General features: G+C 38.7%; 13 protein-coding genes and 1 riboswitch. Of the genes, 6 read left to right on the top strand and 7 right to left on the bottom strand.

Annotated elements, in window-relative coordinates:
* Nucleotides 1-27 precede the first annotated feature (27 nt).
* Nucleotides 28-3726 carry a bifunctional 2',3'-cyclic-nucleotide 2'-phosphodiesterase/3'-nucleotidase gene (locus tag H0184_RS10610; RefSeq protein WP_313771748.1) on the bottom strand — a complete coding sequence of 1233 codons (3699 nt, stop codon included), beginning with the start codon at nt 3724-3726 and terminating at the stop codon, nt 28-30.
* 176 nt (nt 3727-3902) lie between these two features.
* Nucleotides 3903-4808, bottom strand: coding sequence for a CPBP family intramembrane glutamic endopeptidase (locus H0184_RS10605; RefSeq protein ID WP_221824229.1), 906 nt, complete (start codon nt 4806-4808; stop codon nt 3903-3905).
* 288 nt (nt 4809-5096) lie between these two features.
* Between H0184_RS10605 and H0184_RS10600 the strand changes: the two genes are divergently transcribed.
* From H0184_RS10600 to H0184_RS10590, 3 genes are all read left to right on the top strand, one after another.
* The gene (locus H0184_RS10600; protein WP_221824227.1) at nt 5097-5399 is read left to right on the top strand and encodes a DUF4359 domain-containing protein; all 303 of its coding nucleotides are present in this window, start codon (nt 5097-5099) and stop codon (nt 5397-5399) included.
* A 44-nt stretch (nt 5400-5443) separates the two neighbouring features.
* On the top strand, nt 5444-7198 hold the full coding sequence (locus tag H0184_RS10595) for a hypothetical protein (RefSeq protein WP_221824225.1): 1755 nt from the start codon (nt 5444-5446) through the stop codon (nt 7196-7198).
* A 112-nt stretch (nt 7199-7310) separates the two neighbouring features.
* A complete protein-coding gene (locus H0184_RS10590) occupies nt 7311-8243 on the top strand; it encodes a RecB family exonuclease (protein WP_221824223.1) in 933 nt (310 codons plus the stop codon).
* Between the two features lie 144 nt (nt 8244-8387).
* On the opposite strand, the gene H0184_RS10585 is transcribed toward H0184_RS10590, so the two are convergent.
* Complete coding sequence (locus tag H0184_RS10585; RefSeq protein ID WP_221824221.1) at nt 8388-8525, bottom strand: hypothetical protein; 138 nt, start codon at nt 8523-8525, stop codon at nt 8388-8390.
* Between the two features lie 39 nt (nt 8526-8564).
* Nucleotides 8565-9242, bottom strand: a complete 678-nt coding sequence (locus H0184_RS10580; protein ID WP_221824219.1) for a copper homeostasis protein CutC — start codon at nt 9240-9242, stop codon at nt 8565-8567.
* A 209-nt stretch (nt 9243-9451) separates the two neighbouring features.
* Between H0184_RS10580 and H0184_RS10575 the strand changes: the two genes are divergently transcribed.
* The gene (locus H0184_RS10575) at nt 9452-10504 is read left to right on the top strand and encodes a multicopper oxidase domain-containing protein (protein WP_221824217.1); all 1053 of its coding nucleotides are present in this window, start codon (nt 9452-9454) and stop codon (nt 10502-10504) included.
* Between the two features lie 260 nt (nt 10505-10764).
* On the opposite strand, the gene H0184_RS10570 is transcribed toward H0184_RS10575, so the two are convergent.
* The 3 genes from H0184_RS10570 to H0184_RS10560 all read right to left on the bottom strand — a co-directional run bounded on the left by H0184_RS10570 (nt 10765) and on the right by H0184_RS10560 (nt 13056).
* Complete coding sequence (locus H0184_RS10570) at nt 10765-10935, bottom strand: hypothetical protein (RefSeq protein WP_221824215.1); 171 nt, start codon at nt 10933-10935, stop codon at nt 10765-10767.
* 45 nt (nt 10936-10980) lie between these two features.
* A riboswitch (cyclic di-GMP riboswitch) is annotated at nt 10981-11065 on the bottom strand.
* Between the two features lie 150 nt (nt 11066-11215).
* On the bottom strand, nt 11216-12400 hold the full coding sequence (locus tag H0184_RS10565) for a toxic anion resistance protein (RefSeq protein WP_221824213.1): 1185 nt from the start codon (nt 12398-12400) through the stop codon (nt 11216-11218).
* The gene (locus tag H0184_RS10560; RefSeq protein WP_221824174.1) at nt 12397-13056 is read right to left on the bottom strand and encodes a 5-bromo-4-chloroindolyl phosphate hydrolysis family protein; all 660 of its coding nucleotides are present in this window, start codon (nt 13054-13056) and stop codon (nt 12397-12399) included. The genes H0184_RS10565 and H0184_RS10560 overlap by 4 nt, the downstream gene beginning before the upstream one ends.
* Nucleotides 13057-13443: 387 nt before the next feature.
* On the opposite strand from H0184_RS10560, the gene H0184_RS10555 reads away from it, so the two are divergent.
* A complete protein-coding gene (locus tag H0184_RS10555) occupies nt 13444-13836 on the top strand; it encodes a hypothetical protein (protein WP_221824172.1) in 393 nt (130 codons plus the stop codon).
* Between the two features lie 200 nt (nt 13837-14036).
* Complete coding sequence (gene zupT / locus H0184_RS10550) at nt 14037-14849, top strand: zinc transporter ZupT (protein ID WP_221824170.1); 813 nt, start codon at nt 14037-14039, stop codon at nt 14847-14849.
* The last annotated feature ends 23 nt before the right edge of the window (nt 14850-14872 follow it).

Here is a 14872-nt window from a genome sequence, read left to right as displayed (position 1 = left end):
TTATTTGTTTTATTTGTTTTATTTGTTTTACGCTTTACGTCTTCTGAAAAGAAGTGTAATACCAGTTCCAACAGCAAGGATACCCGCTAATAATAGGTTATACATATTAGACGCCGTATTAGGAAGAGGCTTAGCCCCTGGCTTATCTGTGCCATCGTTATTATCTGTGCCTGGTTGTTCTGGCTGTTCTGGCTGTTCTGTCCCCGGACCTGCTGGCGGAGTACCATCTGTTGGTGGTGTTTCAACAGTTGACTCTTTCGCATTTAAAATTCTGCCTTCAATCGCAGCTGTAATTGGTTTTTGTTGAGCTTTTACATAATTCACGAAAGTCTCTAAGTCCGTTAACCATACTGTACGGTCTTTACCTTCTTTTAAAATGGTGTATCCATCTCCACCATCTGCCATAAAGTTATTTACCGCAATTGTATATTCACCTTTAGGATCAATTTTTGATCCGTCTGGAAGGAAAATATCCAGGACTTTTTCTCCTAATGGTTTTTCCACAGACCAAGTGTACTTAAGACCAGATACGGCCATGATCTTATTTCGATCAGCATTAAATTGTTGATTCAATAATGTTCTAATCTGCTCACCTGTAACAGTCAAGGTAACAATGTCATTACCAAACGGCTGGATCGCAAATAACTCACCCCAAGTAATCGGACCTGCACCAAGGTCATTACGGATACCGCCTGAATTCATAAATGCAAAGTCAGACTTCGTTGCATCACGCATTGAATCTGCAATCAGGTTACCAAGAGCTGATTCACCAGCTTCATTTGCAGTACGAGTTAACTCAACAGCCGCCTCTCCAACTTCTTCATTAATAATTGGAGCAATATCAGCCAAGTACGTATCAAGTTCAGCTTGAACGCCTTCATCTAAAAATTCTGGTGTTTGGAAGGTTGTAACAATTTCTGCTGATTTTCCAACGATATCTTGTGTTTCAGGGTCAATCGTTAAATCAATATCAGAGAACGCTGTTCCATAAGAATAAGACTGAACGAGTAATTTTCCATCGACAGTAGAATTCAAGTATTTATGGTCGTGAGCACCAAAAACAACATCAATTTCATCGTCTATTTGGCTGGCAAAATCAACTACTTCTCCAGTTGGATTTGCTCCATCAGGATCTGATTTTCCTGGATTATGGGCAAGGACAACGATAGATTTAATACCTTGGTCCTTAAGTTCCTTTGCATATTTGTTGATTGCTTCTACTTCATCGGTAAATTTAACGCCCGCAGTGCCGCTAGCTGTAACAATACTAGGTGTTTCAGTTGTAATGACACCGATAAATCCAATTTTCACTCCATCCACTTCTTTTACAGCATACGGAGGTAAAATCAAATCATTTGTTTTTTCATCAACAACGTTTGCAACCACGTATGGGAAGTTTGCACCTTCAAATTCACCATATTTGTCAGCAGTTGCTGAGTGTGATCCACCGTCGATAAGGCGCATCATTTCTTTAATACCTTCATCAAATTCGTGGTTGCCAAGTGTTCCAAGGTCAAAGCCAATTTCGTTAAAGAAACGAATGGTTGGTTCATCTTGTAGTAGTGCTGATACTGGCCGGCTTGCACCTACAGCGTCGCCCGCATGCAGCATGATGGACTCAGCATTATTTTGTAATTCCCTATCCTTTAAGTAACCTGATAAGTAAGCAATTCCTCCAACTGGCTGGTCATTCACTTTTGAAGAGTAGTCTAATTGTCCATGGAAATCATTAATTCCTAGTAATTGAACATGAACGTTTTGATCTAATTCAAATAATTGATAGCCTTCTTTCGTTGTAGAAACTCCAAGGTCTTTAACATTTGGAGTTGTGCCTAAATAGTTTAAAGCAGCAGGTGTAGAGTTAAAGACTAATTTCGCTTGACCGCCAACACGTGCAATTTTCCAGTTGTTATCTGGAGCAGGTGCGATTTCACCTTGTGCACTAATGTAGTCCATAAGGATTTGACGATTTTCAAATGGTGAATCAACGACTACCTTCGCGTCCTTTAATTCAGCCAGTCCGCCGCTTCCGCCAGCACGATAGTTATTTGTAGCAACTATAAATTTTTGGTCAGCTTTTACAGGTGTTCCATCTAGCAATGTTAACTTAACAACACGTTCACCTTTTGGCTTCGTTACATCAATTTCATACTTAACCCCATCGATAACATCATAGTTGTATGGACGGAAATCATAGTCAAGAAGCTCTTGAGGTTCAGCTTTAGTCGGGTCAATCGTATTGAATTGTTCTGCTGATTTTTCGATCCAGCGATTAACTTGATCTCCCGTAACCTCTACTGCTTTTAACGTATTATCAAACAAATACAAGTCTGCAGCGCTCTTAATGGTTACATCACCTTTTGAGATATCAGTATAATCGCCAACACCGCCGCGGCCGCCTTTAAATGGAGCTGCAGCAGAAAGTACAGGAACGTCCTTATACTCAGGTGCATTGGTAGAAATCCAGGTTTTCACGTAATCCATTTGTGCATCGTTTACAATTTGCGTTGATGCATCGTCCATTACACGAGTAAAGTAACTGTGCATTGGAATCGCCGTTTCACCAATTTTCCCGCGTACATAATCAAGTGTACCTTGATGTTCAGCAGCTACAGCTTTAACAATTTCTTGGTCAAGCCCAGTAGTCTCATCAACTGGATGGTTAACAGAACTTGATTTCGTTTTATCAACGGTCCATTTACCGTTTTCATCTTGAACTAAAGCTAAATCAAGTACCCCAAGGTTATTTCCCCAGAATCCAGCTTCAATTGCTTGTACACCGTTTATTGTTCCTTTTGCCTGGTCAATTCCTTCTTTTCCTTCAAAAGAGACATCTTCAGGAAACTTTAAGTGAGCATGTCCAAAAAGCATGGCATCAATGCCTGGAACCTTGGTTAAATCATAAACTGCGTTTTCTGCTTCTTCTTGTCCTTCAACAGCGATATCACAGCCAGAGTGTGCGATTGCAACGATAACGTCAGCACCTTCTGCTTTCATTTTTGGAATAAATTTATTCGCTTGTGCAACGATATCCTTCGCAATCACTTTTCCAGTTAAATTGTCCTTGTCCCACTGCATAATTTGCGGTGGAGCAAATCCAATAACCCCTACTTTAATAATAGATTTATTGCCATTATCATCAATAATCTCTTTATCTAGGATTTTATATGGAGTAAAATAGTTTTCATCATTTTCTGGGTTACCATCTTTATCATCATGGTAAATGTTAGCGTTTACAACAGGAAAGTTGGTTTCTTCCAAAACATCATTTAAATAATCTAAACCATAGTTAAACTCATGGTTTCCAACAATTGCTGCATCATAATCTAAAGTATTCATCGCCTTGAAGACTGGATGCGTATCTTTTGGACCTAATTTATTTACCTTTGCTACATAGCTGGCAAGTGGATTTCCTTGAATCGTGTCCCCTGCATCAAAAAGCATAGAGTTTTTTACATCTGACCTAGCTTGTTTAATTAGGGAAGCCGTTTTTGCTAATCCAAAGTTAATGTTGGCATCCGTATCTTTAAAATAATCATATGGCATTACATTGGAATGAAGATCCGTAGTTTCTAAAATACGTAGAGTTGCAGTATTAGCGGCTGTTCCCTCTGCACTCACACTATTAGGAAAAACATTTATTGGAACTGTTGTTAGTGCTAGTCCAGTAGCAAGAAAACCATTTATAGCACGTCTCTTCATGCCTCTTTTAATTTTTCTCTTCACACTATATCCGCCCTTCGACAAAATATTTAGTATTGCATGATTATTCTACTAGTATATTAAATAGATTGGTAGTCCTTTTTGTATGATTCTTGTAAGTTTTTTGTGTATTTTGTCTTATTAACCTAAGATTTTTTCAAAATAAAGGGAGGCTGCCTAAATAAGCAGCCTCCTTTAATTTAATTAGCAATTTCTTCAGACACCACATGTTCAATTGGCACCTTTTTGATCTGTTGTTTTCTTTCTATAGCTATTAAAACGAGGTAAACAGGTATAAGAAACAGGGCAATGACTTCAACAATAAATTCAAAATAATACCAGGAAAGAGTTGCGAGTATATCGTAGACAGCGTGTACAAGGACGGTCAGCCATAAATTTCTCGTCCATAATAATATCAATCCAAATAGCAAACCCATATTCGCAAAAGTAACGATGGCTCCAATTTCATATTGCCATGATTGAACGGAGTTTAATGTATGATCAATGCCGAATAGAACGGAGGTAACAAACAGCGCAAGCATGACGAAAATATCGTGCCGCCCTTTTTCCCATCTCTTTGGGAAGACCTTTTTAAAAAATAAGAGAATTAAAATGATATACGCTAGTCTCCAAACTTCTTCTAAGCCGGCAAGGATATCTGTGAATATATCGTACCCAATCCTATCAATCTCACCTGCCACATCCCACAAATTGCCGATGGATTCAATGTGTTGACTGGGCTCCAATGCAGGCTCCTCGAACGAAACTACTTCCGTGTACTCTTCCACATATTGCTCATAATCATCGCTAAAATCCTGGAAGGCATACGAGGAAAAGATATTAATCACCGTACTGCCTAGAATAAAGAACATAAATGCCACTGTGAATTGGCGTATAAGTTGTATCTTTGTTTTTTGAATTCCATTACTCAATCTATGTTGAAGTTTTAATCCAATAAAAAAGGAAGACACCATTATTGCGTCATATATGGTACCGGCTAGGAGGCTATATCCACTTAAATAAAGGATAATTTCGACCCCAATCGTTATGATAAGCAGTGCGGACAAAAGCCCTTTTGAAACTGGCCTGGTTAAATTAGTCGTCATTATTTTCATTCCCTGTTCTATGAAATTAGCTATTACTTATCTTCCTAAATAATGAACTGCTGCTATTCCAAATCCGTTTAATAACAGCAGGAAAAGCAAGCATCCAACGACCCATTTCCATTCTCTCGACACAGACTTATCCCCTTTACGTTAATTAGTACTAATTTATCATATTAATTGTGAAGGCGCACGAAGGATTAACTCCCAATATTATATTTACATTCATTTCTTCCCCATTTATACTTAACTTGTGTAAAAATTACCAATTATTAGAACAGGGGATGCCAAGTGAAAAAGGTCGTTTCTATTATCCTATTGATAGTCATTGTATTTGTATTATCCGAAACAAACCCTGGGCGTTCTGCATACATAGAATGGGTTACCCATGAAGCCATGAATCAATCTTCAAATATACTTGAAAAAGGAATTCTATCATTGGCTGGGGAAAAGGTTTTCGATATGGGAACAACAGGATCAGATTACTTCATTTTTTCAATCTATAAAACCGATTTTACCGAAATCGGCCAAGGGCGAGTCACTTCTATCGGAGTCTTTAACACGTTTATACCCATTTCAAAACATGAAAAATAAAATACATATAATTTTAGTAGAAACTGACAAAGGAGACCGGAACAGTGAGTGGAATGAAATTTGAGCAGCAAGCTTATACACTAGAAAACGGCGGATTTAGTGGTTTCTATGAGAAAAATAATAAAAGATTTGTAATTGAATTTATTAGCACTTTGCTTGAAGCATTAGACCAGATGGACCTTAAGGATGTAGAGCTTGCCTTTATTGTGAACGCCCTTGAGCATTACCAGAAACATCCAGACCTTCACGAGTTTTGGAAGATAATTGAGGACCATGATCTTGCCTACAAACAAGTGATGGAGTTTTTGAGTCAGCACCAAGATTACACAGCTTTATTGAAGCCCTATCTTGAAAAAAAATTCAACCAAACTACTGTCGAAGACATTTTAAACGAGATTAATAAACTACTTGAAACCACCCCATTTTTACTTAAGAATCGTTGTTTTCAGATCCTTGCAATTCAAAAAACCGCCTATGCAGTTGGCGATTCCACGGATATTTTTAAAGCATCACAACTGGTTAATGAATTTAACGTGACAAACCCTGAAGTTGATTTTACTAAATTAAAGGAAAAAATGGTCCTCTATTGTGTCATTGCCATATTAGATGAAATTGATTTGCAGACGATTACGCTCGGCGATATTGAATCATTTGGTACCTTAACAGCTGGAGGAGTTAACGTGAAAGACCTTAAGGATAGTCGAATCAAAAGCAAGTACAGGATGATGATGGTTCTTGTAGAAATTTTCAGTTCATCAGTGGTTTCGGTGGCGATTGTTCTTAAGCAGTTACCTCTATCTAACAGGGAAGAACTTAGAGAGGTATTAAAAAGTCTGCTGCGAAATCACCTTTCTTACAAATATTTTCAACATGTAATGGCTGCATTTGATAATGAGGAAGGCAGTTTTCATTACCCACAGCTGTTTGCCTATATAAGCAAACATGCTGGTGAGGGGGTCATGTTATCGTTTATAAAATGGACAGCCAACAACCTTCGGCTTGACCATCACTATCACCGAGGACTCAAGAATTATTTAAAAACACATCCAAGGTCGGTTTGGAAGAAGAAAAAGGCACGAATAGAATTACAAAGTATCCCTTCTAGCAGTTTCAGAAAAATAGTAAAAGAAGTAAAAAGTGAAACAGCAACCCCTGTGTTTAAATTGTTTAATAAGTATGGCCTTCAGCTGGCTATCCTATTGTTAACGCTGGGGATTGGCGGCGGTTTATTCCTAGGCTATGACCTCCTTGGAGATAAAAAGGTCACTGTTTCTAAAGCAAGTAAACCTGCAGCAGCGGTGCCTGCAGAAACAACGGAGCAGGAAGTAAGCCTTGAGCCTTTTAAAAAATGGGCTGGTGAAAAACCGGTTGTTTTCACTGCAGCCGGAAAGGAGCAGAAAGTTTCCTTTGCAAAAGGAAATCCGCTCGGAGGAAAGAGCCTCGTATTAACAGACAGCCAAAATATAGAAACACCTTTTGATTTAGTAATGGATTCAGAGACTTCACCGTTTGATGCAAAGGGTGTATTAAAGGAGGGTTTTTCTCTTTATCACGCACTCTATGATTTTGATGCTAATGGCACAGCGGAAGTTATTTTCATGGCACTTAGTCAAACGTTTGAATCGTTTGTCTGGGTATACAGTCCCATTTCTGAAAATGGAAGTGTAGTTCTCCGTCCTGACTTGGCCGTTAAAGGGATGTCTGATGCGAAATTAGTCGATAATACACTGAAGCTGCTTGGCGATCAAGGTCAGTCAGAAACCTACACTTACTTAAACCAGCAATTTGTAAAACAATAATTACACTAAAGAGCATTCCTTGAACGGGAATGCTCTTTATAAGATTTACCAGTTAAGAATTTAATGGGTAATCGTATAATTGAGTAATATCTATAAAAAGGGGATTTCCGCTATGTTTGAAATAAAGCCCTATCCTGAGTTTTCCTGGTCTCTATCACGCCATAAAGCACTGATGGAATGCCCGAGAAAATATGCGTATGAATATTACATCAGTCACAATGGCTGGCTGCGGGACTCGAATATTCTCGCGAAAGATGCTTATCGATTTAAGAAAATGACAAATCTAGAGATCCTATTTGGAAGTGCTGTCCATGACCTCATTCTTTCTGTGATTGGAAACTATCTAAAAACAGGGTTTATTCCACCTGAAGCAGAATTAATTCAACGCCTGCGGAGCACGCTGAACGCTGCCTTTAAGGACTCTAAGGGCCGAGCACAAATGTGGAGTGAAAGACCGAACCACTTTCAAATGCTTCATGAGATTTACTATAATGGTGAGCTGCCGCAGGATAAAGTGGATGAAATCCAGAGACGATTAAACGTCAGTATGGGGAATTTTTTAAAGAGTAAAACCTTCACTGATGTGAAAGAGAATAGTAATATGCAATTTGTGGAAGCAGAGCGTTTTCGTTTTATGTTTATTGACGGGGTGAAAATCTTTATCGTCATGGACTTTTTGTATCGTGATAGGAATGAAGGAAAATGGATTATTGTTGACTGGAAAACCGGAAAAGAATCCTTCGAGGACAGACATCAGTTAGCACTGTATGCCCTTTATTTACAAAGGGTGTTAAAGGTGAAATCCATAGAAGAAATTGTTGTCCGAAATGAATACCTGTTAACCGGGACAAACAAAACCTATCAATTAACAGACGTCGATCTCGAAAAGGTTCATGAACTCTTTGGAATGAGCGTAGTACAAATGCAGCGCTATTTAGATGATATCATCACCAACCAGCCTTTAGAACTCAACCAATTCCCCAAAACCAACACCATCAAAAAATGCGGCCGCTGCAACTACAAAGAACTATGTGATATGTACTAAACCTGAAAAGTCCTCAAACTGAATCATAGTTTGAGGACATTTTTGGGTCCGGCTGCCTATTTGAGGGGTGGAAGTGTCCGCCTGAGGTGGACAGTGTCCACGGGCGGTGCCTGTCACCCATTGATGTCACCCAATAAGTGGCACCTATTTTTCTTCTTCGGAATTGTCTATCGTACCATTTTTTTTGATGATTTGCTTTAGTTCTCCTGTGTCACCTTTGGCGTTGATGATTTCGAAGATTTGGTTGAGTCCCTCGCTTGTTTGATCCTTCTCTTTTTCCATTGCTGCCTCCAACTATTAGGTTATTTTTAATATACCCATTTATTTCAATGTATGAATGATATCGGCTGCTTTTTTTAAGGATACTCTTTTAAGAGGGTTGTTATCTTCTCTGATTGCAGTACCTAAGTGGTAGAAACCCGTTCCAACCTGCTCATGGACAGCTCTGATATTATGTTTTGTCAGCCCGCTGCCAATTAGGATATCAGTTTCTTTACAACGTTCCTTCATTTGTTTAAGAGTTTCGATGCGGAATTGCCAGTCCCCGTGCCCCCCAGAAGTTAAGATAGTTTTAATTTCTTTATATGGATCCAATTTTCCAGCTGCCTCGACGATATTATTGGTATTGTCGATTGCACGGTGAAAGGTTACATCCATTGTACCTACTTCACTTAGCAGCTCTTCAAGCTGCTTGAAATCGACATTCCCTTGATTATCAAGCACTCCAAGTACAACACCATTTGCCCCTAAGGATCGAATGACATTGATATCATTTTTCATAATCTCAATGTCGTATTCTGAATAACAAAATGATTGCGCATGCGGCCTAACCATAACATTGACCGGAATGTTTACACTCGCAACCACTTTTTCGATTAACCCGTAACTTGGTGTTAATCCTCCTTCAGTTAAGCCTGAAACCAGTTCAATTCTATCTGCTCCCGATTTTTCAATTAATTTTGCGTCCTCAGCCGTAACGGCAATAAATTCAACTAACATCGGTCAATACCTCCTAGATATTTTTTCTTAGAAGAAGCTTTTATTAACTACTTATTTTACTTAATTAACTTATCAATGTTAGTAAATGCTCAACATTTCACAAAGTGTTCACTATATTCAGAAAAATGAGTGATTTGTATCACTAGGATATTTCTTACAAATTTTACAATGAAAGTGTAATCACTTTAATACTAAAGGGGTAGAATCCAATGAAAAAGTTCTTTACGGTTGTAAGTGTTATTGTCACTTCTGTTATGGTTTTAAGTGCTTGTAATTCTGCCAATTCTTCCAATGATCAACAGTCTGCAAAAGTAGCCAAAGCTAATACATCCTCACAAGTAATTGTACCTCATAAAGATCTCAACCAAAAACCAATTCCACTCAACATAGAACGTGTTGGAGAACATGAAGTTAATATTGAAATGACTGCACAAATTACCGATGTCGAAATTACCAAAGACAATTTATACAAAGCATGGACATTTAACGGTGAAGCTCCAGGTCCAGTAATCGTTGTAAATGAAGGAGACAAAATTAATTTCACATTGAAAAACATGGATCCTTCGATCCCTCACAGCATGGACTTTCATGCAGTCCACGCTTCCCCATCTCAGGATTTTATAGATGTCATGCCTAACGAAACTGGCAGCTTTACCTATCCGGCTAATAATCCAGGAGTTTTCATGTACCATTGTGGAACAAAGCCAGTTTTAGCACATATCGCTAACGGAATGCACGGGACCATTATTGTCAAGCCGAAGAACGGGTATCCGACTGATACTGAAATTGATCGCGAATTTGTCATCGTTCAAAATGAATGGTATAGATACAATGACTTAGAGGATTTTACAAATGGAGTTCCGAGTCAGGTGGTATTTTCGGCCAAAGCCTTAAAAGAAGGAGATATTAACACAAACGGCAGTGTGGGTGCACTTGTCGACACTCCGCTTCTTGCAAAGGTCGGAGACAAAGTTAGGATTTATATTAACAATGTGGGACCTAATGAAGTCAGCAGCTTCCACATAGTCGGGACAGTCTTTGATCATGTTTATATAGATGGCAACCCGTTTAACCTCATGAAAGGATTACAAACCGTTATGCTGCCAGCAAGCGGGGGTGCTGTGGTTGAATTCACCGTCACAAAAGAAGGCAGTTACCCTATCGTCACACACCAGTTTAACCACGCAACCAAGGGGGCAGTTGGAACCTTGAAAGTTACAAAAGACGGGCTGGATGATAACAGTAAAACCATGTCACATTAAACTGAAAGGAAGCATCGGAGATTTTTCCGATGCTTTTTCATATGCTAGTAGTTATTAACAGGATCTAAATAGCAGTACACATAAGTAATTTATCCACATATTAGAAGTAGATAAAGTACTATTTTCAACTTATACACAAAAATCATAAAATTATCCACATTATAAACAAACTTATTCACACCTGTTGGTTATTTACTCACACTTTCTATTAACATATCCACAACTAATCCACAAAAAAAGTCTGGAATCATCCCAGACTTTTATATTCTTGCACCTAATTCAATCGCTTTACTATTGTGATACAAGGACTTCACTTTTAATTCGCATTTAAGTTCTTCACACAAGCAATCATTCTGCATCATTTCCATATGTCGATACTGAAATAGATGATAATAATATTTACCTCGTAATAACACATTTTTAAACAACACAAAAAAACCCCCTCAATTGATTTACATAAATCGCAGAGGATCGTGTTCGGTAACTGGCTGGCATCGTTTTTAAACATTAGCCCCTATAGTTTTGCGTCACCATTTTTCAATAGCTTTGCCGTTTCGTACGATTTATGTGTTTATAAGAACTATATGATACAATTTAAAGATAAAAAAGAGTCATAGGTCCTGCATGTTTCTACTTTCCTTTGTTGTTTTTGTAGGCTGCTTTACCTATTTTAAAAGAGTCAAGCTCCATAAACGGAACTTGACTCTTTTGTTAGTTACCTTTGATTTCCAAGAGCTTTAGTCTTAAATCATTCTCCATGTTTGCTAGTTCTTGCTCAGCAAGACGGCGTTTGTGGCGCCCTTCTTCTTGAATTCTCATGGTTTCTTCAAGAGTTGTGATTAAGTTTTCTTGTGTCTTTTTAAGTGTCTCAATATCAACAAGTCCGCGCTCATTTTCTTTTGCGGTCTCAATGGTATTCGTTTTTAGCATCTCAGCGTTTTTCAATAACAGCTCGTTTGTAGTCTGTGAAACCTTTTTCTGTGCTTCAACAGCATGACGCTGACGAATGAGCGTTAGTGCAATCGCCACTTGGTTTTTCCAAAGCGGAATGGCTGTCATAATGGATGATTGTATTTTTTCCACAAGCGCTTGATTCGTGTTTTGAATCAGACGGATTTGTGGAGCACTCTGAATCGTAATCTCACGACTCAATTTCAAATCGTATAAACGTTTATCCAAGCGGTCTGCAAACTGGATCATATCGTTAACTTCCTGGAACTTCATTTGATCGCTGGTTTCCTCTGCCGCCCTTTTCATCGCTGGAATTGTTTTCTGATGCAGTTCTTCCAGCTTTATTTCTCCTGCCGCAATATACACATTTAATGCATGAAAATATTCCTTATTTGTTTCATATAGCTGTTCCAATAATTTAATGTCCGATAATAATACGTTTTTGCTGCGGTCGAGCTTTACACTAATTCGGTCAATCTGGGCACCAGTCTTTTGATATTTGGACAAAACTTCTTGAAGAGAATTTGAGATTTTCCCAAACATACGGCCGAAAAAGGATGGCTTTCCATCCTTTAGTTCATCCGGATTAACCTCATCAAGTCTCTTCATTAAATCACTGATGATTTCGCCCACCTCGCCGATATCCTTTTTCTGTACATGCTCAAGCATCGTATGTGAAAAACTTAATAGCTTCCCTTGTGCTTGTGTTCCATAGGTAATCATCGCCTGATGATTCCTTGGGTCGATTTGTTCTGCAAGCTGATAGGCCTTTGCCCGATTTTCTTCAGGTATAACATCTATTAGCTTAGTTGGCTTTGCTTCTTGAAGCTGTGGTGAGGCTTGCGCTTGCGGTGTTAATTCTTGATTTTCACCAAACGGGTTGGCTAGGATATCGTCTAACAAATTACCAGTTTTATTTAACTGTGGTGAGTTATTGTCGCTCATTTTAGCCTCCTGCTTTCGTCAATTATTTTCGTATCATCATTAATCTTTTTGATGGAATGCTTGGCAACATCAATTTCAAAATTCAAGGAATCTACATCGTCCGAAACAACATCATAGAGATCCTTTTCTAGAGCCTTAGTTATGTCACTTAAAGTTTGACGCGTTTCATACAAAGAGAGATCTATTTCATGGCTCTTCTTAGGCTGCTGAGATAAAAAGCGATATTTCTCGGTTAACTCCACAACTGAATCTAAATGGGAAAAGTAAAATTTCTCAGCCTTATAAAAGCGCTTCGGCTCTGTTTGAGCCATGCTTTGTATTTTCCGAGTAATCCTGAGAACATCAATTCTCTGCTTTAAGGTAGATAGATCGCGTATGGAGAAAAGCGACTTGTTTAGACGATTAATCTTCTGCTTGGCTTCATCTAGGTTTTTCTTTATATAACGATACTCTTTTCTGGTGAGCTGTTGTTTTTTCAAAAATCGGGATGTCATAACTGCAGAGGTTATCTTGTAAACGATGACACCTCCTGCTAAAGAAATACCGGAAGAAATCCAAAAAGTGAAATCAAAAGCAAAATAACTTAAAAACCAAATCATGGTTGCAGATGGAACAGTCACAATACATTGAACAAGAAACGATAAAAAACGATTCATCCTAATCGACTCCTGACTAAAAATCCTTTATTTACATACGAATAAACAACAAAAATGTTTCATTCCATTCAAAAATTCAGTAAAGCCAAGCATCTCTCATTACTTCAACAATACACCATAAATATCCTGCTTTCCATAGACCACAAACGTAAACAAACCTAAGACCTAAGACGTATTTTTATTAGCATTTTTATGGTGATATTTTTGGTGACAGGCACCGCTCGTGGACACTGTCCACCTAGGGTGGACACTTCCACCCCCAGGCGGACACTCCCTCTTCGTCTAGTCTTGCTGTTTTACTATACCTAGGCTTTAGTCCAAGAGGAATACCCAGATATACATAGGATATGATGGTAAACCTATAAAATTAGTAGATAGAGGAGTGCGATGGATAATATGTATCAACCATATGGAATGCCCGTTGATTTGAGATTTGGACAACAAGGTGGTGGACACCATGGCGGCGGTCATCACGGCGGTGGTCATCACGGAGGCGGTCATCACGGAGGCGGTCATCATGGCGGCGGCTTCAATTTAGGTAATGTTGGTGCTGGACTGCTTGGCCTTGGATTAGGGTATTTAGGTTCAAGTATTAGCGGCGGTTATAACCCTGGTTATGGTTATGGCGGCGGATATGGTCCAGGTTATGGAACTGGATATGGTTATCCAGGCGGTTACCCTGGGTATGGAGCAGGTTATGGTATGTACGGACCTGGTTATGGATCTGGTTATGGACCAGGCATGGGTGGGTTTGGCAGCGGCTTCGGTCCTGGATTCTAATTTTAATAACAATAATAGTGTGAAAATCCTTGGGAGAAATCCTAGGACTTTCACACTTTTTAATTTTTTCAGTTATTTTTAATGTTTTTTTGTTTCAGTAGGTGTAAAATGTTTCTCATAGGAAACATTTCTGTATTCGCGCATATATAATACTATTCTAAACTTTCAAAATACAAATTCTAATAAAAGGAGAAGAAACTATGACGGAGAATCTGCTATTAGCTTTTGGGCTGACATTATTTGCTGGCCTTGCAACAGGCATAGGAAGTTTGCTCGCATTTTTCACATCACATACCAATACAAAATTTCTATCTGTTACCCTTGGATTTTCTGCCGGCGTAATGATTTACGTATCGATGGTTGAAATATTCGTAAAGGCAAAAGTAGCACTTGTGGATTCCTTAGGTGTTGTACCCGGGAATTGGTTAACAGTTGGGGGATTTTTTGGCGGAATGCTTTTGATTGCTGCGATTGATAAATTTATCCCAAAACAATCAAACCCACACGAATTGAAAACAGTCGAGGATATGAATCAGCCTAGTACGATAGATGGTAAGAAGCCTGACCTATTAAAAATGGGAACATTTACAGCTCTTGCGATTGGTATTCATAACTTTCCTGAAGGTATTGCTACCTTTACTTCAGCTTTACAGGATCCTGCTCTTGGTATAGCTATCGCTGTTGCAATAGCAATCCATAATATTCCAGAAGGTATCGCTGTTTCTGTACCAGTTTATTTCGCGACTGGTGATAAGAAAAAGGCTTTTAAACTATCATTCTTATCTGGCTTATCTGAACCAGTTGGTGCCCTTGTCGCCTACCTATTCTTAATGCCTTTCTTGAATGATGTTATGTTCGGAATTATCTTCGCTGCCGTTGCAGGAATCATGGTATTCATCTCACTAGATGAGTTATTGCCTGCCGCAAAACGATATGATGAAACCCACCTATCCATCTACGGACTCATGGCAGGAATGGGTGTAATGGCGCTCAGCCTCTTACTTTTCATCTAAGCAAATTTTATACAAAAGTGCCA

It is taken from the genome of Neobacillus niacini (assembly GCF_019749295.1).
Taxonomy (GTDB): Bacteria; Bacillota; Bacilli; order Bacillales; family Cytobacillaceae; genus Neobacillus; species Neobacillus niacini_D.
The sequence above is the reverse complement of the archived record's forward strand: the minus strand, read 5'-3'. Positions and strand labels throughout refer to the sequence as shown.